This window comes from Paenibacillus sp. BJ-4 (assembly GCF_020404765.1).
In the GTDB taxonomy this organism is placed as follows: Bacteria; Bacillota; Bacilli; order Paenibacillales; family Paenibacillaceae; genus Paenibacillus.
The window spans coordinates 61640-83418 of the sequence record NZ_JAIVEM010000014.1 but is presented as its reverse complement, the minus strand read 5'-3'; the positions used below and the strand labels follow the sequence as shown (position 1 = coordinate 83418).

At 48.3% G+C, this 21779-nt stretch carries 20 protein-coding genes; 2 read left to right on the top strand and 18 right to left on the bottom strand.

Translation table 11 applies throughout. From position 1 onward, the window contains the following. Nucleotides 1–636: 636 nt before the first annotated feature. The gene (locus LCF57_RS04440) at nt 637–867 is read left to right on the top strand and encodes a hypothetical protein (protein ID WP_225999623.1); all 231 of its coding nucleotides are present in this window, start codon (nt 637–639) and stop codon (nt 865–867) included. A gap of 176 nt (nt 868–1043) precedes the next feature. Here the strand turns inward: LCF57_RS04440 and LCF57_RS04435 are convergent, their stop codons facing one another. The 4 genes from LCF57_RS04435 to LCF57_RS04420 form a co-directional block, all read right to left on the bottom strand. Next, on the bottom strand, nt 1044–1331 hold the full coding sequence (locus tag LCF57_RS04435) for a stage VI sporulation protein F (RefSeq protein ID WP_025720107.1): 288 nt from the start codon (nt 1329–1331) through the stop codon (nt 1044–1046). 110 nt (nt 1332–1441) lie between these two features. Further along, nucleotides 1442–3490 (bottom strand): ATP-dependent DNA helicase RecG, encoded by a 2049-nt coding sequence (gene recG / locus LCF57_RS04430; protein WP_225999637.1) that lies wholly within the window; start codon nt 3488–3490, stop codon nt 1442–1444. 1 nt (nt 3491) lies between these two features. After that, complete coding sequence (locus LCF57_RS04425; protein WP_225999622.1) at nt 3492–4361, bottom strand: DegV family protein; 870 nt, start codon at nt 4359–4361, stop codon at nt 3492–3494. A 51-nt stretch (nt 4362–4412) separates the two neighbouring features. Next, nucleotides 4413–6197: a DAK2 domain-containing protein gene (locus LCF57_RS04420; protein WP_225999621.1), complete on the bottom strand. Its 1785-nt coding sequence runs from the start codon at nt 6195–6197 to the stop codon at nt 4413–4415. 509 nt (nt 6198–6706) lie between these two features. Between LCF57_RS04420 and rpmB the strand changes: the two genes are divergently transcribed. Beyond that, nucleotides 6707–6895, top strand: coding sequence for a 50S ribosomal protein L28 (gene rpmB / locus LCF57_RS04415; RefSeq protein ID WP_007430992.1), 189 nt, complete (start codon nt 6707–6709; stop codon nt 6893–6895). A gap of 224 nt (nt 6896–7119) precedes the next feature. Here the strand turns inward: rpmB and spoVM are convergent, their stop codons facing one another. The 14 genes from spoVM to remA form a co-directional block, all read right to left on the bottom strand. Then, nucleotides 7120–7200, bottom strand: coding sequence for a stage V sporulation protein SpoVM (gene spoVM / locus LCF57_RS04410; protein WP_010345573.1), 81 nt, complete (start codon nt 7198–7200; stop codon nt 7120–7122). Between the two features lie 397 nt (nt 7201–7597). Further along, complete coding sequence (gene rpe, locus LCF57_RS04405) at nt 7598–8266, bottom strand: ribulose-phosphate 3-epimerase (protein ID WP_225999620.1); 669 nt, start codon at nt 8264–8266, stop codon at nt 7598–7600. Between the two features lie 4 nt (nt 8267–8270). Further along, nucleotides 8271–9188, bottom strand: a complete 918-nt coding sequence (gene rsgA, locus LCF57_RS04400; RefSeq protein WP_225999619.1) for a ribosome small subunit-dependent GTPase A — start codon at nt 9186–9188, stop codon at nt 8271–8273. A 72-nt stretch (nt 9189–9260) separates the two neighbouring features. Beyond that, nucleotides 9261–11537 (bottom strand): Stk1 family PASTA domain-containing Ser/Thr kinase, encoded by a 2277-nt coding sequence (gene pknB, locus LCF57_RS04395; protein ID WP_225999618.1) that lies wholly within the window; start codon nt 11535–11537, stop codon nt 9261–9263. Beyond that, nucleotides 11534–12310, bottom strand: coding sequence for a Stp1/IreP family PP2C-type Ser/Thr phosphatase (locus LCF57_RS04390; RefSeq protein WP_225999617.1), 777 nt, complete (start codon nt 12308–12310; stop codon nt 11534–11536). Before LCF57_RS04390 ends, pknB begins: the two co-directional genes overlap by 4 nt. A 6-nt stretch (nt 12311–12316) precedes the next feature. After that, the gene (gene rlmN / locus LCF57_RS04385; protein ID WP_225999616.1) at nt 12317–13357 is read right to left on the bottom strand and encodes a 23S rRNA (adenine(2503)-C(2))-methyltransferase RlmN; all 1041 of its coding nucleotides are present in this window, start codon (nt 13355–13357) and stop codon (nt 12317–12319) included. 185 nt (nt 13358–13542) lie between these two features. After that, complete coding sequence (rsmB, locus tag LCF57_RS04380) at nt 13543–14958, bottom strand: 16S rRNA (cytosine(967)-C(5))-methyltransferase RsmB (protein ID WP_225999615.1); 1416 nt, start codon at nt 14956–14958, stop codon at nt 13543–13545. Then, the gene (gene fmt / locus LCF57_RS04375) at nt 14955–15929 is read right to left on the bottom strand and encodes a methionyl-tRNA formyltransferase (RefSeq protein WP_225999614.1); all 975 of its coding nucleotides are present in this window, start codon (nt 15927–15929) and stop codon (nt 14955–14957) included. Before fmt ends, rsmB begins: the two co-directional genes overlap by 4 nt. Before the next feature lie 6 nt (nt 15930–15935). Next, entirely contained in the window at nt 15936–16433 is a 498-nt protein-coding gene (gene def / locus LCF57_RS04370; protein WP_225999613.1) for a peptide deformylase, read from the bottom strand. Nucleotides 16434–16565: 132 nt separating this feature from the next. Continuing rightward, on the bottom strand, nt 16566–19187 hold the full coding sequence (gene priA / locus LCF57_RS04365; RefSeq protein WP_225999612.1) for a primosomal protein N': 2622 nt from the start codon (nt 19185–19187) through the stop codon (nt 16566–16568). Beyond that, nucleotides 19187–20503, bottom strand: a complete 1317-nt coding sequence (gene coaBC / locus LCF57_RS04360; protein ID WP_225999611.1) for a bifunctional phosphopantothenoylcysteine decarboxylase/phosphopantothenate--cysteine ligase CoaBC — start codon at nt 20501–20503, stop codon at nt 19187–19189. The genes priA and coaBC overlap by 1 nt, the downstream gene beginning before the upstream one ends. 90 nt (nt 20504–20593) lie before the next feature. Next, nucleotides 20594–20794: a DNA-directed RNA polymerase subunit omega gene (rpoZ, locus tag LCF57_RS04355; RefSeq protein WP_025720130.1), complete on the bottom strand. Its 201-nt coding sequence runs from the start codon at nt 20792–20794 to the stop codon at nt 20594–20596. Nucleotides 20795–20916: 122 nt separating this feature from the next. Next, nucleotides 20917–21489 carry a guanylate kinase gene (gene gmk, locus LCF57_RS04350; RefSeq protein ID WP_225999610.1) on the bottom strand — a complete coding sequence of 191 codons (573 nt, stop codon included), beginning with the start codon at nt 21487–21489 and terminating at the stop codon, nt 20917–20919. A gap of 14 nt (nt 21490–21503) precedes the next feature. Next, complete coding sequence (remA, locus tag LCF57_RS04345; RefSeq protein WP_005548256.1) at nt 21504–21764, bottom strand: extracellular matrix/biofilm regulator RemA; 261 nt, start codon at nt 21762–21764, stop codon at nt 21504–21506. Nucleotides 21765–21779 lie beyond the last annotated feature (15 nt).

Here is a 21779-nt window from a genome sequence, read left to right as displayed (position 1 = left end):
AATTTGTAACTGAACGGAAAGTATGACCTGCCGTTGACTCCCATCCGACAAGTCCCGTGATTGTTTTTAATGTCGTCGCGACTGTAGCTAAATGGTACTGCTGGTCTCCCTGTGTATTGAGGAATTTTCAGATACTTGAAAATCTCTTAAAAAGTTATTCTTCGTGGCAAAAAAGCCGCTAATCTCAATTTATCAGTTCAGCGGCATAGTCCTTAACCTTTATTGTATTTAGATGGCGTCCTGCACTTCTTCAATGCTGCTGCAGCTTAACCCCGTTAGGGCTAGTTAGTATGATATCAATGCTTTTTTTGACGAGTTTCAGACGGTAATTGCGGGTGTAGCTATATTTTTATTGGTTGCCGCTCTAGTTATGAGCTTGGTAGGAATGCGTCTAAAACGATCTGACAGAGCAAATATAAAAGTGTAACCCACTTTCATGAACTGAATAAAGAAGTATTTATATTATTCTTATGATCGTTAAAAAGTTGTCGAAGGAAGAGGATTAACTAATCTGGGCTTCGAGTTCACACCAGCTTTTATAATAGAGGAAGAGAAACAATAAGACCTTTTCGTATAAAAATGTAGATTTGTGAATTTACTTTTTTTCCCAAAAAGCAAAAAAATATTCTATACCTTTTGGAACCGTATGCCCCTGAAGCGCGCAGGCATCACTTAAGCGGCTTGGTGGATGATCAACTGTATCAGCTGGACTTTTTTGAAGACCAGGAGCGTTTGCGGGCTTTGGAAAAGGTAAACGATACTTTAAAGGACCGATACGGTCAGGCCATTATCATGCGCGCATCGTTGTTAACAAATGCCGGTCAGGCCATCGAGCGGTCTATTAAAATTGGCGGTCATTACAAATAAACAATTTCACGATAAATACAGGCTATTGCCCGGGGAATGAAATATAAGGACAAAGAACACACCACAAATAGAGAAACCAAGTAAAAAAGGATCGCCTGACATCAGGCAATCCTTTTTTCCATTTGTACTTCACACAGGGCATGCGGAATGCTTAGAGTAGCCCTACCAATATGCAATCAACGGAACATTCCCCACAGCTTGATCAGATGAAATGTGTTAGACGGATCAATTTTTTGTGCCAGCACAAAGGCTGTCAATTGCTCCTCCTGTGCAGCCGTCAGCCGCTCGTTCAAAATTGCAGAAGTGGACTTCACAAGATGACGTACCTTGGCCTTGTTTTGCAGATCTGCTTTGGTCACACCTTCAATCTGCTGCTTAACCCGGTCCTTGAGCACACGGTTTTTCATTTTAAGCTTAATCCTCTCCACCAGTTGCGGGCTTATTCCATATTGCTGATAGCTCAATGTTGCCACACCTCCCATATCTTCAGTCATTCCCAAATATATGACGGCCAGCCTGTCCATTGTGCCTATCTGTTTAAAACGATTAGAACAACCTCATGCTTCTTGCTGAATCAGTCAATGAGATCCCCTTGGAAAATCTGTTCTTTTTGCAAATAACCGCGCAGTGCTTCATACTGTGGAGATGTCCAAAAGGACGAATCCTTGATCAGATCCGTGGCATCCTCCCGAGCCTTTTCCAGCACCTCAAAATCCGCTACCATATCTGCTAAGCGGAATTCGGGTAGCCCACTCTGCTTGGTGCCAAAAAAGTCACCCGGCCCTCTCAAATCCAGATCGCGTCTAGCGACCTCAAAGCCATCGTCCGTATCGGTCATCACCTTCATCCGCTCCTGACCAACCTCCGATTTGGGATCAGCCACCAATATACAGTACGAGGCATATGAGCCCCGTCCGACGCGTCCGCGCAGCTGATGCAGCTGGGATAGTCCGAAGCGATCCGCATCCATAATGATCATGAGCGTCGCATTCGGCACGTCTACCCCTACCTCCACAACCGTTGTTGAAATGAGCAGCTGCATCTCGTTCGCATAGAAAGAACGCATAACCTCTTCCTTTTCGGCAGGAGTCATTCGTCCATGCAGCAGCCCGATACGGTAACGTGGAAAGGCCTGCTGCATTTGGATATGCAGATCAATGGCATTCTGTACGTCCAGCTTCTCCGACTCTTCAATTAACGGACAAATCAGATAAGCCTGTCGTCCCTGATCCACCTCGCGGGAAATAAAGCCGAGCACCCGATCCATCAGCTCATGCTTCACCCAATACGTAGAAATTGGAATACGTCCCTTTGGCCGCTCTGATATCGTAGAAACATCCATATCACCAAAAGCTGTGATCGCCAAAGTACGCGGGATCGGTGTTGCCGTCATGGTCAGCACATCGGGATTATATCCCTTGCGACGCAATATACTGCGCTGGTTCACACCGAATCTGTGCTGCTCATCCGTTACGACAAGCCCAAGCTGACGAAAATAGACATCCTCCTGAATAAGGGCATGGGTGCCTACCACAATGTCCAGTAGTCCCATCTGTAGGGAAGCAAGCAGCTCCTTGCGTTTCTTCCCGGTTGTACTTCCTGTCAGTAGCCCAACACTAATCCCAAAGGGCTCAAACAGCTTGTGAAGTGACCGCATATGCTGCTCGGCCAAAATTTCGGTTGGCACCATAAGTGCCCCCTGAAAACCGGAACGCACAGTAGCAAATAAACCTATGGCAGCAACAACCGTTTTCCCTGACCCGACATCTCCTTGAAGCAGGCGGTTCATACAATAGGGCGAGCGCAGATCATGCAGTATTTCCAGCTCGACCTTCTTCTGTGCATCCGTTAATTCAAAAGGCAAAGACCTCACAAATTCACGAACTGTGGCATTATCCACTGTATGCACAACCCCATCTGCTCGACCACGATTTAACGCCCGGAATGCCTGCATTTTCAGCTGAAATAAAAAAAGCTCCTCATACACCATCCGGCGGCGAGCCTCTTGCCCCTCGCGGTTGTCCTCAGGCTGGTGTATTCCTGTAATGGCCTTTTTACGAGGCATCATGCTATATTTACGCACAAGCAGCTCCGGCAAAATTTCAGGAATCATTTCACCGAACTGCTGGAGCGTCTGATTCATAGTTTTCCGCATCCAGCTTTGCGTAATCTTGCCGCCTATAGAGTACACAGGTTGAAGTGTCCCAGAACGGGCCACTCCTTTATCGGGAAACTCGGAATCCGAAATGGTCATTTGCATTCGCTTCAGGTCCCATTTACCAGTCACCACAATTTCACGGCCTGATGTCAGCTGATCCTTCAAAAAATGCCGATTAAACCACGTCGCGGTAAACATCCAATCCTCGGCCATCAATTTACAAGTCAGCCTTGATTTGCGCCCGTATCGTTGAAGCACCGGAATGCCCATAATTTTGGCCTGTACCGTAATCTTATCTCCATCCTTCACTTCACTTAGCGAGCGCAGGCGATAATCTTCATACCGAAATGGATAATATTCCAGCATATCCTGCACGTTAGAAATGCCAAAAGCGTGAAGCTCTCCTTCTTTGAGAGCACTCACGCCGTGTATTTGTTTCAATGGTATTTGATCCAGTTGCAACATATTACCTCTCATCTCCGGCCGGCCATACAAAAATGCCAATCGTTCCTGGCCCTACATGGGCTCCAATCACAGCGCCAAGTTCAGTATATATTCGATCTCCCAGTTCAAAGTGTTCTGCCAGCTGTGCCTCGAACGCTTCTGCTGCCGAGCGATCTGCCGTATGACCCACAGCAATATTAATTTTTTGGCCTTTTAAATCCCGCTCCAGCAGTTCGATGATTCGTGCTGTCGCTTTTTTATGTCCTCTCGCCTTATCAACCGAATAAATAACGCCTTCTTTGTCAAGCGAAAGAATCGGCTTAATGTTAAGCAACGTACCAACCATAGCAGCTGCCTTGCCAATACGTCCGCCTTTTTGCAAGTATTCCAGTGTATCCACCAGGAAATACAAACAACGACGCTCCCCACGACGTTCCACAGCCTGAATAATATCAGCCGGGGATTGCCCGGCAGCCGCCAGCTCTGCCGCATAAACCACTAGCATGCCGTATCCGTATGAAGCTGATTTGGAATCCACTAGGGTCACTCTATCTTCATGCTTCTCCAGCATGGATTTGCCCAGCAGAGCGGACTGATACGTTCCGCTCACACCGGAGGACAAATGGATAGAAACGATCTGGCTCTCAGGATGTTGCTCCAGCAACGTCGTATAAGCCTCTAAAAAACGGGCTGGTGAAGGCTGTGACGTCGTAGGTAACTCATCAGCCTTCACCAGTTCGCTGTAAAACTGCGCCGCTGACATCTCAATGCCATCCAGATAAGCCGTGCTGCCGAACATGACCGTCAGCGGTACAACGACTATACCGAGACGGTCTGCCAACTCCTGTGGAATATCAGCCGTGCTATCCGTCACAATGATCGTACTGCTCATCGGTCAGACCTCCTTTTTGGTCGTGGGCTTCCATAGGCGCTCTACAGCCCATCAGCTTTCCACCGAGAACAAATAAGGATAGATTGGCTGACCACCTTCATGAACTTCCACTTCAGCATCCGAATAATGCTCTTCAAGCCATGCAACGAGCTGATCTGTGTCTTCTTGCTTTGCATCCGAACCTGTGAGAATCGTAACAATTTCATCGCCATTCACCAGCATTTTCGTCAACAAAAGACGGGAAGTTGCAATTAATTGCTCCTCGGTCGCCACAATTTTGGAATCTTGAATGCCGATATAATGGCCCGCCATAATGTGCAGATCATCAAGCGTCGTATCCCGTACCGCATAGGTCACCTGTCCGGATTTTACACGGCCGACCGCTTCTCGCATATTATCTTGATTGGCCTCAAAGGCTTCTTCCTCCTGAAAAGCAAATGCCGCCGCAATCCCCTGAGGGATCGTTTTACTTGGAATAACCGACACCAAGCGTTCCATCTCCAGTAGTTCACGCGCCTGCTCTGCCGCCAAAATGATATTGGAATTATTCGGCAGAATAAAAATATGTTGAGCCGCAATCGAGCGTGCCGCATTGACAAAATCTTCTGTACTCGGATTCATGGTTTGACCGCCGGAAAGCACAACATCGACGCCCAAGCTTCTGAAAATATCAGCAATTCCTTCACCAGAAGCCACAGCGATAAAACCAAAGGGTGCCAGTTCATGAGCCGGAGGCACTGAGGGCTCTTCCTCGCGTACAGGCTCTGCTGGTATTTCAGCAAACCACTCAGGCTCAGGAGCACCATCCATACCCGCAGACAACAAATCACGATGCTGCTCGCGCATATTCAGAATACGAATCTGCGTAATTTCTCCGTAACGCAGGGCCAGATTTAACACTTCGCCCGGAGCCTTGGAATGCACATGAACCTTAATCACATCATCGTCTGAAATAACGATAATAGAATCACCATCTACAGATAACGCTTTCCGAAAAGCTTCCTCATCAAAGGCCGTACCTTGTGCTTCGCCCAATTGTCGATTGATAAAAAATTCCATATCGTACAAAAATTCGATATTATCAGTTTCGAGCTTCGCTTGCGCAGAAATCGGCGCATCCGGGGAAGGCGCAACAACCGTAGCCGTAGGTCTCTCTGCTACCTGAGGAGCAAAAGCAGGGCGAACCTTATCGCCTTTTGCAGCTGTAGGTGTCACCAGACCACTTTCGAGATACTGCATAAATCCTTCATAAATATACACAAGTCCTTGTCCACCCGAGTCCACAACTCCCACTTGCTTCAGTACCGGGAGCATGTCCTGTGTCATGGCAAGTGTTTCCTTCGCTTTAGCAAGCACTTCTTCCATCAGTTCCGTGATGTCGTTCGTCCGGCGCGAGAAAAACACAGCATGCTTGGCCGCTTCCTTCGCCACGGTAAGAATTGTACCCTCCACCGGCTTAACCACCGCCTTGTAGGCCGCATCCACCCCGCTCTGCAATGCCGATGCGAACTGAAGGGTATTCAATTCCTCGTATGGGGCAGCGTAACGGCTGAAGCCACGGAACAACTGGGACAAGATAACCCCTGAATTGCCGCGGGCTCCCATCAGCAAACCTTTGGATAGTATGCCGGACATGACACCAATAGAGGAAGAATTCCCCCTCTTTAATTCCGTTACGCCCGCACTCATCGTCAAATTCATATTGGTACCCGTGTCACCGTCCGGTACTGGAAATACATTTAGTGAATTGACGTGTTCCGCATGCTGCTGTAATTGTTCCGCCCCGGCTAAAGCCATTGCGGTAAAATCTGTTCCATTCAAAGAACGATTACTCAAGAGAATTCCCCTTCCTAGCTTAATACACTTGTTTTACAATCAATCTTACACAACCCTTGTTAAAAGGTTCTATTGAATTATACTAAAGCCAGACGACGAATACGAATGTCATGCTTTCGTAAACTGATCGTACTTATGGTCTGGGGCGTCCTTCCACAGGTCATATATATGAAAAACCAGTCAACCGCCCAACAATAAACCATCGGCAGGAATGATAACTGTGGTTATGGTTTCCGCCTCTGATCTGTCCGGCATGACTGGAATAACAATTTACATTTCAATATATACAAGAATAATCGGAGCAATAACTATCCCATATTGTACTATAATGCGAAAGAGAAATAAATAAAGTTTTTGAATCAGTTGACGGAGCTTTTTTGACTATGATATTATATAAAAGTATTGTTTTGTTCAGGTTAGTGACTTACAAAGTCCGGCTGATCCAGTCGGCCTGAAGAGCGACCTGTTCCATACGGAACTTGGTTATTTTCAGAATAGGAGGTGGAATCATGTCTCGTAAATGTTCTGTAACAGGCAAAAAGCCTAGCAGCGGTAACCACGTATCTCACGCTAACAACCGTAATCGCCGTACTTGGGGCGTCAACGTACAAAAAGTTCGCATTCTCGTTAACGGTAAACCGAAACGTGTTTATGTCAGCACTCGTGCATTGAAAGCCGGTAAAGTGACTCGTGTGTAGTCGTAAAAAAATAACGTTATAAACAAAAGGCACCTCGTTTTAAACGGGTGCTTTTTTTGTTATTCGAAATGTAGTATCCAACTGTTCCAGGAGGACAAAATATCAGGCACCTTCCCGCGCGTTCTTACCGTTTATTGCCGAGCTGCCGAGCTGTTGTGCCCGGGAAGCATGCCCTGTGTACCTCTGGTTTTCATTCTGCAACCTGTGTTTACCTTACGTGAAATTCAGTTTTTCTGGAATGTATTCAAAATGGCTTTGACGAATCCACCCAGAAATTTTGGCAGCTTGATCGTATAAAACTTCATGCTTCACCCTCCCCATCATCCTCCTGCATCCGTTCTCTGTAGTTTATGCAACCTATCAAAGGTTGTTGCCCCACAAGACACAAAAAATGGCTACATGAGAATCCCGCTCATGTAACCATATTTATGCACAACCACCCCAGGCTATACCATCAGACAAGTCCGCGAACATACAGATATGCCGAGAGTATAAAAATAAAGAGGACGTAATAAAGCACGCTGCACACTACAAAACCGATGCGCAAACCACGCCGTTCATGTTTACGAAAATAAAATAGCACAACAAGAACAGCAAAAAGTGAAAGAAGGGCATTCCATGGAGCCTTCACTAGCGAGAAACAGCTAAGAGTCAAACCCGTCGCCATGCTCGCTACGGTCATCCACAACGCCTCAGTTAGCTTCACTTGGACAAACGAGCCGCACTGTCTCGAATAGCCGCAATAGCTGCTCCGCGGTCTGCTCTACCGAACACCGCACTGCCTGCCACCAGAACATCAGCCCCTGCTTCAAATACAACTGGTGCTGTCTCCTCCGCAATACCTCCGTCTACCTCGATATGTACGTCTGGACGCCCCAATTCGTTCAACCAAGCGCGGATCTGTCTAATTTTATCCACCGTCTCCGGAATGAAGGATTGCCCTCCAAAACCAGGATTGACCGTCATGACTAGAACCATATCCACATTGGGCAGTACTTCCTTGATCGCATATGGTGAAGTACCTGGATTAAGGGCCACTCCTGCCAGCGCACCTTGCTGTTTAATCATATGAATGACTCCATGCAAATGAACACAGGCTTCAGCGTGAACAGTGACAATATTGGCCCCAGCCTTTACAAAATCAGAAATATAACGTTCAGGATGCTCGATCATCAGATGAACGTCCAGAGGAAGAGTCGTATGTGGACGAATAGCCTGCACGATAGGTGGACCCAGTGTAATATTGGATACAAAATGTCCATCCATTACATCCACATGAATCCAATCTGCTCCAATGGCCTCGGCTTCCGCAACTTCACTGCCCAAACGGGCAAAATCAGCCGATAAAATCGATGGTGCTATTTTTAACATATGCTCAATACCTCCGTTTTTTTTCTTTTAGTTCCTGGTAGAACTGCAAGTAGCTGTCATACCGCACCTGCGAGATATCTCTATCTTCCACAGCCTCTCTTACTTTACAGCCGGGCTCGTGAATATGGGTGCAGCCACGAAATTTACAACCCTCCGCATACTGCTGGAATTCACGAAAACAGGGGGATAATTCATCCACACCCAGCTCCAAAAAATCCAGTTGGCTAAAACCCGGTGTATCAGCTACAAAGCCGCCGTTGTCCAGAGGGATCAGCTCCACATGGCGAGTCGTATGTTTTCCTCGTCCCAGCTTATTGCTAATAGCGCTCGTCTCAAGCGTTAGCCCCGGCTGCAGCGCATTAAGCATGGAAGACTTCCCTACACCTGACTGCCCGGAGAACACGCTAATTTGACCAGCCAGCAGCTTCTTAAGCTCAGCCGTACCTTCCCCGGTACGGGCGCTGGTCACCAGCACCTCATAACCGATCTTCCGATATATTTCCTGAACGGCCAGAACCGTATCATCCTCCGAAGGACTGCCTTCATACAAATCGCGCTTGGTCAGACAGATAATCGTATCCAGTCCGGCGTGCTCAATATGCACCAAAAATTTATCCAACAGGGGCAGATTCAAGTCCGGCTCACGCAGGGAAAACAACAGCACGGCAAGCGTGGTATTAGCCACCGGCGGGCGGATAAGCTCCGTCACACGCTTTCTAATTTCTGTGACCATACCTTCCCCGTTCTCAGTCAGTTCGTAAACCACCTGATCGCCGACAAGAGGCGTAATCTCTTTTTTCTTAAAAATGCCGCGTGCTCTGCATTGTACTGTAGCTTCGCCGGATACCGGGCGCCCATCCTGATCCAGGCTGGAGACATAATAATATCCGCTGAGTGCCTTGACGATCAGACCTTCAGGCATGTGTAAGACGTCCTCCTTCATAATGCTTAAGTTTCATTGCTTGTAACAAGAACAGTACCTTCCTCGGCAAGTTTACTGATACTGCACGGCCTCAATTACTTTCCCATTCTTTTTACGGAAATCCTTCCCCTTATCCGATTTGTTATTATGACTAACCGCCAACTCACTGCTGGTTACTCCGGTGGAGCCTGTTCCAGGAGCAAAGGCAGAAGGCTCTCCATTCCCTCCGGTACCATCCGGATTGTTCGAGTCGCCTCCACTATCATTAGAAGGTTCTCCGTTATTCCCTTCCCCGCCACTTCCACTGCCATCCTGCGAAGAATCGTCACCAGAAGTATCCGTTGGTGCCGTTCCGGCAGGCGGAGCAATTTGAGGCATCGTTACCGTTCCATTTTTCGCATCAATATAAGAGACAGGATACGTATCAACAAAGGCACCGTCTCTAAATACGGAGACAACACTGTCTTTGTTCGGAGCCATTAGCAAATTAATAGTAAACACCTGCGTCGTATTAATCGTACGGCTTCCCCATTCCTGATTTTCTCCACGTGCATCCGTATAAGTGATACGAATTTTGCTATTTTTGCCCTCTTCCTTCGGTGCAACAGGCACATTGAATGGCAGCGTAATCGCTTCTGGCGGGTAACCGGTGCTTACATAAATCGTAATTTCCGTATTTGGAGGCAAATCACTGCCTGCCTCTGACGGCCACTGTTTGGTTACTTTACCTTTTTCCTGCTCATAGCTATATTCCTCTTTGATCGAGCCAACCTTCAGCCCTTTCTTTTTAACCTCATTTTCAGCCTCGTTCTGCGTCATGCCCACCAAATTTGGCATTTTTACAGTGTTCGCACCTTTGCTGACCGTAAGGACTACTTGAACCGAATCCTTATCAAAAGGCTCATTTGCAGCTGGTGTCTGACTGAGGACGGTTCCTGCGGCCTCATCACTGAACTGCTCATTTTGCTGAATCTGCGTCTCCTTAATTTGCTGAGCGATTAGCAGCTTAACTGCATTCTCGTAGCTTTGACCCTTAACATCCGGCATTGGAGTAAGCGGCTTGGCGATCCCGACTTTCAGTTCAATAATCGTCCCTTTTTTAACCACCGTTTTCTCTGGGTAGCTCTGATAGAATACAACTCCTGGCGCAACCCCATCCTTATACTCGTGCTGAATCGGGGTTTGGATGGACAATCCTGCCTGACTAATCAGTAGTTTGGCCTGATCCTCTGTCTTGGTCACTACATTCGGCACTTCAACATCAGGCACGACCAGCATACTTTGCACATAGTACACCACACCACCCATACAAAGAAGCAGCAAAAGCACAACCGATATCCACAGGATTGCCTTCTTCTTTCCTTTTTTGGACGATTGCTTGCTTGGAAGCTGTTCGGATTCACGAGGTTGAACAGTCACATCGCCCCCACTGGAAGATATCCCCATTTGTTGAGGCTTGATCGCCGGAATAACCCGTGTTTGATCCTCATCATCCAAATGTGCAAATTCCAGCTTGGATTCATTGCGACGTCCCGGCAGTAGACAGGTTTCCAAATCTCGTAGCATTTCGTCTGCCGACTGATAGCGTTCCTCCGGATTTTTGCGCATAGATTTTAGGATGACATTTTCCACGCTTTGCGGAATCAGCGGATTAATTTTGCGCGGTTCCTCAAATTCCTCTTGCAAATGCTTGAGCGCTACACTGATTGGGCTTTCTCCCAAAAAAGGAAGCTGTGCCGTCAGCATTTGATATAACACAATACCTAAAGAATATAAGTCCGATTTCTCGCCAGTGACGACACCTTTTGCATGCTCAGGCGAAAAATAGTGAACAGAACCCACAACAGAACCCGTCTGAGTAATTGTCGTTGACGTAACAGCTCTGGCAATCCCAAAATCCGTTACCTTAACCCGCCCATTACGTCCAATCAATATATTATGGGGCTTAATGTCCCGGTGAATAATCTGATTTTGGTGTGCGTGCTCCAGTGCATCACAAATCTGGGAAGCGATCCGCACGGCTTCATCTACCTGCAATGGTGCACGTTCTTTAATAATCTCATTCAAATTTTTACCTTCGACGCACTCCATGACAATATAATGGATTTCATCCTCTTGGCCGACATCATAAATACTGACTACATTCGAATGGGACAGCGAGGCGGCAGACTGTGCCTCACGCCGGAAACGGCGAATAAATTCCTCATCATGAACAAATTGCTGACGCAGCACTTTAACCGCTACATTACGATTCAGCAAAATGTCTTGAGCCTTATACACCAGCGCCATACCACCGCCACCGATGCGCTCTATAATTTCGTATCTTCCCCCTAGCAGGTGCCCGATCATGCGTCACACCCCTTTTCACTCAATGAAACCGTATCGTCGGGCAATTCAAACAAAGCTACCGTGATATTATCGTCCCCTCCGGCAAGCAACGCCAAATGTAGCAGACGATCCGCTCGTTCTTCCAAAGGATTGTCTGCGGCACCTACTACCTTGCGGATTTGTTCTTCCGTCACCAGATTGCTTAGTCCGTCACTGCACAGCAATAACACATCACCTTTGCCCAGCGTAATAGAGTCAATATCGACTTTCACCTCGGAATCAGTGCCTAGCGCACGTGTCAGCACATTGCGACGGGGATGGTTCTCCCGCTCTTCCTTGCTGATCTGACCGTTTTTGAATAGCTCATTAACCAGAGTATGGTCTTCTGTAAGCTGACGTACCGTCCCTTTGGATATCACATAGGCCCGGCTGTCTCCGATATGTCCGATAATTCCGGAAGCATCGTTTAGCAAAACAGCCACCACTGTCGTTCCCATATTATGATACTTCTCATTGCGTGCAGCCGTCTGGAAGATAACTTCATTCGCATGCAAAATAGCGTCGCTGAGCGCCGCGGTCAAAGAATGTGCAGATAATCCGCTCTCCAGCGTCGCCAAATCAGCGGCAAGTGTCTCAACCGCGAGGCGGCTGGCCGTATCACCGGCCAAGTGCCCCCCCATCCCATCGGCAACAATCCCAAGAATATACCCTTGCTCCAAATGCCTGATCCAGGCAGAATCCTCATTCACCGAACGTACACGTCCGACATGGCTGACATGAACTGTTTTGATCAAATGGTTTCACCCCAACTCCATATGCTTTGCACGCAACTGACCGCAGGCAGCGGCGATATCGTGACCCTGTTCACGCCGGATCGTCACATTGATGCCTTTATCGGCAAGAATACGCTGGAAATTGAAAATATCACTGCGGGATGTGCGTACATACTTGCGCTCAGGCACATGGTTGACCGGAATCAAATTGACGTGGCACAGCATGTCCTTCAACACATCCGCCAGCTCTTCTGCATGCTCTGCCTGGTCGTTTACTCCACCAATCAGGGCATATTCAAACGAAATTCTCCGTCCTGTTTTGGCAAGATAGTAACGAAGCGCATCCATCACATCGTTAAAAGGATAGCGACGATTAACAGGCATCAGCTTTGAACGAAGCGCATCATTAGGCGCATGAATGGATATTGCCAGATTAATCTGGGTATCCTCGTCTGCAAATTTATAAATATTCGGTACAATACCACTGGTCGATACCGTGATATGACGTTGACCAATATTCAGACCCTTTTCATGAATCATCGTGCGCAAAAACGTCATAGTCGCTTCATAGTTTTCAAAAGGCTCGCCCGAGCCCATAATCACGATGCTGCTCACTCGTTCATTTGTTTTATCCAAAATTTTCTGTGCTTGCACAACCTGTGCTGTAATTTCTCCGGCCGTCAGGTTCCGTTTGAGGCCCCCTAGCGTCGAAGCACAAAAAGTACATCCAATTCGACAGCCCACCTGAGTCGTTACACAAATACTGTTTCCGTAGTTGTGTCTCATAATAACCGTCTCAATGGCATGATCATCGTGCAAACCGAACAGGAATTTCACCGTACCGTCTTTCGATTCCAGCTTTGTAATCTCATGAAGCGTCACAAAGCTGAATTGCTCTGCAAGCTTTTCTCTCAATCCCTTTGACAAATTCGTCATCTCACTGAAATCATTGACCCGCTTCACATACAGCCAGTCAAAAATTTGTCCTCCACGAAAAGCAGACTCGCCATTTTTCTTGGCCCAGTCCTGAAGCTCCTCCAGAGTTAAATCATATATAAAAGGTTTCATCAATGTTTGCACCCGTTCCTTCTTCATTAAGTTCTGTTTTAATCTAGACAGTGTTTTCATTCTTCCTATTTTAGCACAAATCCCTGAGGGAATAAAAATTTTTCATCTTCATGCAAAAAACCGCCGGAGAGGTCCGGCGGAATGTGGAAATACTGGTGGGCGACTGCCTGGAATACTCTTCCGAACTACTTTATCCGGCGCAGACGCGCGATATAAAATCCGTCACTGTGGAAATGCTGTGGCAACAGCTGCAACGAGCCAGGCTGAGCATCCTTCGTATCGTGACTCACGTCCGGGAAAGAATGTCCTTCAGCCCATTCATATTCGGGGTGCTCGCTTAAAAACCGAGTCAATTGTCCTTCGTTTTCGTCAGGCTCAATCGTACATGTGCTGTAAACCAGAATACCGCCCGGCTTCAAGAGTCCAGCTACACTGTCCAGCAGCTCATGCTGAAGCTGTGTAATGTCGCGCACATCCTGCTCCGTTTTACTCCAACGCAAATCAGGCTTACGGCGAATGACTCCAAAACCGGAGCATGGCGCATCAAGCAAAATACGGTCAAAAGAAGCCGGAGCATAACGTTCTTTCAGTTCCAGCGCATCGCCGGTGACCGTCTCCACGGCCTCCAGCCCCAGCCGATCAGCCTGTTCCTGAATTAAATGATGCTTATGGGCATGCAGATCGTTCGCGATAATCCGGCCTTGGTCCTTCATCAGCTCAGCCATATGAGCTGTTTTGCCGCCCGGAGCGGCACAGCAATCCAGTACCAGCATGCCAGGCTCAGGTTCGACTGCTTCGGCAACGAGCATAGAGCTTTCATCTTGAACGGACAACAAACCGTCCGTATACCAGGAGGTAAGCGCCATGTTGCCACCACTGCGAACGACAATCCCGTAAGGGCTAACTGCCGAAGGAACGGCATCCATCCCTTTTGCCAGCATCTCGTCCAATAACCGATCACGGCTGATCATTGTCGTGTTTACCCGTACGCTGACCGCAGGAGGCTCATTATTAGCCTGACAGATAGCCTCCGCTGTATCTACACCATATTGCTTAATCCAGCGCTTAACCAGCCATTGTGGATGGGAATGTTCTAACGAAATCCGCTCCTCAGCAGGCAATCCCTCAGGAATGTGCAGCTTGTCCGGCTCACGCAGCATGCTGCGCAGCACACCATTGACCATCCCCGAAATCCCCTGATGCCCGCGCCGTTTGGCTATGGTCACGGCTTCACTAACGACAGCATGATCCGGGATACGATCCAGGTACACAATCTGGTACACACTCATCCGCAGTAGTGAACGTACCCAAGCCTGAAGCTTGGCCGTTCCTTTTTGAACAAATTTGTTCAAATAATAATCCAGTGTATTACGGCGTGCGACTGTGCCGTACACAAGTTCTGTCGCCAAGCCGGCATCACTTGCGGACAAGTCTGCTTGCTGAAGCCGACGATTTAATTCGAGGTTGCTATATGCGCCCTCTTGCTCAACCCCGGTCAACACATCAAGTGCAACTTCCCGCGCCGTTTGTTTGCGGGTCCTGCCAGCTCTGGCAGCCGCTACCTTGCCTTGATCTCCCTGACGGGAGTGTCCCCCGCTCACACGAGCACCGCGCCTGGCTTCATTTGTCCGCCGCGTGCAAAGTTCCCGGCTTCCATAACCTTCTTCCCAGCCGGTTGAACCTGAGTCAGCCAGATCGTACCGCTGCCTGTCTGTACTTCAATGCCTCGGGCGTTCAATTGAAGAACCGTTCCGGGCGCTGGAATATTGGAGACGTCAGCTTCATTACTTATAGAAGCCCATTCAGTGGAAGGCTGCTCAGCAGCCCACACTTTAAACACATTTTCTTCCCACAGCGTAAATGCGCCGGAAAAGGGAACAAGCCCGCGAATCCGGTTGTATATTTGCTGTGCACTGTCACCCCACGGAATACGCTCATCGTCGCGGTTTAGGTTCGGGGCATAGGTAGCCTCATCCTCGTTTTGCGGTGTACGCTCCGATTGTCCTGCCAGCAGCTTCGGCAGTTCGCCCTGTAAAAGCTTCGCTCCGGCCACGCTCAGCTTCTGGAAGATCGTACCGGATGTATCCTTCGGCTCAATAGCTACCTCAACCCGTGATATCATATCACCGGTATCCAGTCCTTCCGCCATATACATCAGTGTCACGCCCGTAACGGTTTCACCGTTAATGATTGCACGCTGAATCGGTGCTCCTCCCCGATAACGGGGAAGCAGCGAACCATGCACGTTCAGGCAGCCGAAACGGGGCAGGTCCAATACGGACTTAGGCAAAATTTGCCCATAAGCTGCGGTTACGATCAGATCCGGACGCAGCTCCGCCACCTGAGCCACCGCTTCCGGCTGACGCAGGCGGGTCGGTTGAAGCACGGGTAATCCGCGCTTCTCCGCCGCTTCCTTGACTGGTGTAGACATTAATATTTTTTTACGCCCCTGCGGCTTATCTGGCTGGGTAATCACACCGACCACATTGTAACCGTTGTCCAGCAGCATGTTCAGCGAAGGCACAGCAAACTCCGGTGTACCCATAAAGATAATACGAATATCTTGACTCATCGAACCTCACTCCCCTGCCTGATGGTTCGGTCCTGGCTGTTCCAGTGCAACCTCATATACTTTTTCTGCAATATCTGTGAACAAAACTCCATTCAAATGATCGATTTCATGCTGAAAAGCACGAGAAAGCAATCCTGTGGCTGTAACGGTAATGGCCTTGCCCTCACGGTCCAGTCCCTTGACTGTAACCTTCTCGGCACGACGCACGTCCCCGTTCAGACCTGGAATACTCAGGCAACCTTCAGGACCCAATTGCTCTCCTTCCTCTGCCACGATTTCTGGATTGATCATTTTAATCAAACCATGCTCATCTCCGGCATCCACGACGATCAGACGCTTTAAAATACCTACTTGCGGAGCGGCAAGACCTACTCCCTCCGCTTCATACATCGTATCTGCCATATCGTCGAGCAGCTTCTGCACGTTAGGTGTAACTTTAGTAATCTCCTTGGCTACTTTGTGCAGTACATCATCCGGCTCCAACACTATAATTCTAATTGACATAACAACAGAACACCTTCCTCTTTATCCTTCATTTAGACTTAATTGTATGATCACAAACGCGACTGCTATATTATCCTATGTACGGACCGCTTGTCCGCATTAATTGTGCCGATAAGTTTTGCGCAGGTTGCTCTACATTAGCATTTGCGGATCGACATCCAGACTAATCAGCAGCTTTTGGGCCTGTGCGGATTCCGCCATTTCATCAGCTACCTGCTGAGCCAGACCAATCGCATCGATATTTCCACGCCATTTTACCATACATTGAAATCGGTATCTATTCTTGATTCTCGAGATCGGTGAAGCTACAGGCCCTAAAATGTCAAGTACATCCGATGTCAGCCGATCCATATTCCCGAACCAGCCCCGTTGTCTCGCTCGCCCCTGCAGGGTTGCCGAATAGTTCTCAGCCAGCCGGACCAGTACCGGAAGCTGTTCATGGGAAAAGGTTACCAAAATAAGGCGACAATACGGTGGATAGTGCAAATTGCGGCGATGTTTCAATTCTTCCCTGACAAAAGAAGCATAATCGTGACGACTTGCGTGAATCACTGAATAATGCTCTGGAGTATAGGATTGTACGAATACTTCACCTGGCAATTGATGCCTTCCAGCACGTCCAGCTACCTGTGTTAACAACTGGAATGTCTTTTCTGCAGCCCGAAAATCCGGTAAATTAAGAGCCGAGTCCGCAGTGATAACCCCAACCAGCGTCACATCAGGAAAATCCAGTCCTTTGGCTACCATTTGGGTACCGAGCAACACATCGGCTTTTTTATCACGAAACTGCTTGAGCAGCTTTTCATGGGCGTTTTTTTCTGTTGTTGTATCCACATCCATTCGGACAACACGTATACCGGGAAACAGCTTTGCCAGCTCTTCTTCCACTCGCTGAGTCCCTGTGCCGAAGTAGCGAATATGCTCACTGCCACATTCCGGACAAAGCTGCGGGACAGGCTCAGAATAACCACAGTAATGACAACGCAAATTGTTCGACCGCTGGTGATACGTAAGCGAAATATCGCAATGCGGACAACCTGCTACATAGCCGCAGCTGCGGCACATAACGAATGTGGAATGTCCGCGCCGATTCAACAGCAATACCGTCTGTTCCTTACGCTCCAACCGCTCTGCGATTCCTTGATGCAGCGCGCGGCTGAACATGGAGCGGTTGCCAGCACGCAGTTCCTCGCGCATATCCATGATATGAACTTCAGGCAGCGTGTTCCCCAATGCGCGGGTTGGCATTTCAAGCAGCAGCGGTGCAAATTCGTCATTGCTTTGTGAACGAGCGGCATAGTAACTTTCCAGGGACGGTGTAGCCGATCCCAGGATGACGACGGCTCCATGCTGATGAGCTCTGCGAATAGCTACATCCCTCGCATGGTATTTGGGTGTCTCTTCCTGTTTATAAGACGTTTCGTGCTCCTCGTCCATGATAATGAGTCCAAGATCACGAAAAGGCGCAAATACTGCCGAGCGGGCGCCAATCGCCACCTTCACACGACCTTCGCGTATCTTCCGCCACTCATCGTAACGCTCCCCACCGGACAGCCTGCTGTGCATTACTGCCACCTGATCGCCAAACCGTCCCTTGAAACGTTCTACCATTTGTGGTGTTAACGATATTTCGGGTACGAGTACAATCGCTTGACGATTCTGATGGATACAACGCTGAATCGTCTGTAAATAGACTTCCGTCTTACCGCTCCCTGTAACTCCATGCAATAAATATGCGCCTTGCTCACGCATGTCCAGCTGGCGAATAATTCGTTCGTACACCAACTGTTGCTCTGCTGTGAGGGGCAACGGCTTTGTAGGCTTAAAATGTCTGCCCCGATACGGGTCGCGGAACACTTCCACATCCTCCAGGATCACATAGCCCTTATCCTCCAGCGCCTTGACCGTTGCAGCCGATACACTCAGTGAGGTCAGGACTTCCTTCAGCGGCAGAGGCAGAAACTCGCTACGTTCCAGCAAAAAAGCAAGTACCTCCCGCTGACGCTGCGCTTTGGCAGAAAATTGCTCCAATGCTGCTGAAGCCTTGTCTATACTAATAGCCAAGTCAACGGATTTCATGGTCTTTTTGCTGAGCTTGTCTTTAATAACCTGACTTTCCTGAAGCACTCCCCGGCGTAAAAGTCCTTTAATAACCTCCGCCTCCTCGGGAAAACGGCGACTAAGCTGCTGCAAAGGGACTTGCTCCTTCTCCTGAATAAAGCTAACAATCCGACGCTCCGTCGGATCGCTCATACCGTCATCGCTCAGAAGAGCCCATTCGAGCTCTTCGTCCTGATCTGGCTGCATGCTACGCTGTAAATGCGTATTGGAATCTGGGTCCTGCATAGCATGAACAGGCGAGGCATTGGCATATGCATGCTGTTCAGCAATAGAAATGTAACGCTCCGCTTTACCCTTTAACGCGGTAGGAATCATCACTTGCAGGGCCATGATTTGATTGCAGGCATAGCGTTCACTCATCCATTTCCCCAGTTCTACCAGATCGGGAGATAATGGCGGTACCAAATCCAGCAACTCCTGAATCGCTCTCATCCGGTATTTAGGCGGCTCCTTAGCAGGGACTACCGAAATGACAAAAGCCTGCACCGTTCGTTTACCGAACGGCACAGCTACCCGGCTACCCGGCTCAATCCAAGGCCTCATTGAATCCGGTATCAGATAATCGAAGGTACGGTCCGTATCCTTGGCAGGTACATCGACAATGACCTTGGCAACTAAATTGCCTGTCTCCATTAATGCAACACCCCACCCATGCGTCCCGCAGCTAACGTTAGCAACTTACGCGCAACTTCTTCCTTTGACTGTACAGGAATGCGCTCTACCATCCCGCTACGGTCATAAATTTGTACAGCATTATTATCGGAGCCAAAGCCGGCCCCCTCAACCGTTACATCGTTTGCTGCGATCAGATCACAATTTTTACGTTCCAGCTTATCTATCGCATACGTCTCCATATTTTCGGTTTCTGCCGCAAACCCAACTAAAAATTGATGTTTTTTGCTGCGTCCGAGTGATTCCAGAATATCGACGTTCTTCACTAACTCCAGAGTAATAACGCTATCTTTCTTCTTGATCTTGGTCTGAGCCACCTCACGCGGTCGATAATCTGCAACCGCGGCAGCCATCACGACCATATCACACGCTTCCCATTGTCCCAACACAGCATCATACATGTCTTCAGCGGACTGAACTCTTTCAAGCGAAATCCCTGAAGGCGGCTCTGCGCTGGTATTTGCAGCGATCAGATGTACCTCTGCACCCATCTCCTGAGCTACTTTTGCAATGGCAAAGCCCATCTTGCCGGAGGAATCGTTCGTAATATAACGCACCGGATCAATTCTCTCGATCGTACCTCCAGCAGTCACGATAATTTTTCTGCCTGAAAGCAGCTTTTCATTCTCATTGTTATTCTCGTTCACAAGCGACTCGGGCGCTTGACTTTTCGTAGATTCTCCACCAAACCACCGTGGCTCAGACTTGCTTTGGCCTTTATTATCCTGACCTTGCTGTTCAAAAAAGCGCTCTATGGTTTGCACGATCGTTTCCGGCTCCTCCAAGCGACCTTTGCCAACATAACCACAAGCTAGTAATCCTTCACCAGGCTCAATCATCTTCACGCCGCGTGAGACGAGCGTCTCCATGTTTTGCATGACTGCCGGATGAGTGTACATATGCACATTCATCGCAGGTGCCACCATAATGGGAGCTGTGGTAACCAGCAGTGTGGTAGACAGCATATCATCAGCAAGCCCATGTGCCATTTTCCCGATGATATTGGCGGTTGCAGGAGCAACCAGCACCAAATCGGCCGCATCTGCCAGATGGATATGGGATACGACGGACGGTTCTCTTTCATCAAACGTATCACTGTATACCGGATTACGAGAGAGCGACTGCAACGTAAGTTCGGTAATAAACTCCTTTGCGGAAGCTGTCATAATCACATGAACGTCGGCTCCCTTTTGCGTCAACTTACTGCACAGCGCAGCCCCTTTATAAGCAGCAATTCCGCCGGTAATACCAAGAATAATGACTTTCCCCTTCAACATCGTTAACTCCCCCTGACCGAAAAAAATAACAACCTTGCGGTTGTCAAAGAAATTGGCATTGCGCCTGGTTATAATGATTGTCTACAATTCTTATTCTTCGCCGCTTTCAAGCAGAAGATGATCTGCGTAGATCTCTTCCAACGCTATTCCAACCTGTTTGTGTGATTTAGGGCTCTTCAGAGTCGTCTTCTCACCCTCGCGCAACTGTCTGGCCCGGCGTGAAGCCGCTACAACCAGCGAATATTTACTATCAACCTTTTTCATCATTTCATCAATGGAAGGATACAGCACGAATAGACACCTCTTCATGTAGTTTTGGGACTGTATAAGCTGTACTCAAGTGTACACCTTCAAGCCCAGCTTATACAGTGTTATTTCTCTTTAAGTACGCTTGGCATATGTAAAGTCCTGATTTATGGATGAACCTTACAATGTTCGGCGATAATAATGGATTCTATTCGTTTACAAGCGAAATCAATCTCATCATTCACAACCGCATAATCATAGTGACGCAACAGATTCATTTCATCCACAGCTACCGACATGCGGTGGTCAATGGTGGCCTGAGTTTCTGTACCCCGTCCCCGAATCCTGTCCTTTAATTCATCCAGCGAAGGTGGAAGCAGGAAAATGAAAATGCCTTCAGGAAACTTCTCTTTGACCTTTAGCGCTCCCTGAACCTCAATTTCCAGAAAAATATCTTTACCCTGTGCAAGCGTCTGATCCACAAATTCACGTGGAGTACCGTAATAATTGCCCACATACTCAGCATACTCCAGCATCTCATCCCGCTCAATCATACCTAAAAATTCTTCACGCGTTTTAAAAAAATAGTTTACTCCATCTTGTTCACCCGCACGAGGCGCTCGAGTTGTAGCAGAAACAGAGTAGGTTATTTCTGGCAGTTTTTCACGCAACGCATTGCCTACCGTTCCTTTACCAACACCCGAAGGTCCGGATATCACAAATAATAATCCCTTAGCCATAGTACACTCCATTTTTATTCGTCATTATCATCATCTTTAGTGGATAGGCGATGAGCGACCGTCTCCGGCTGCACCGCAGACAGGATTACATGGTCACTGTCCGTAATAATAACAGCCCGTGTCCGGCGGCCATAGGTAGCATCAATTAACATATGACGGTCCCTGGCTTCCTGTATAATCCGCTTGATCGGAGCAGACTCCGGACTGACGATGGAGATAATTCGGTTGGCCGACACGATATTGCCGAAGCCAATATTGATCAATTTGATTGCCATATTCAGGTCTTTCCC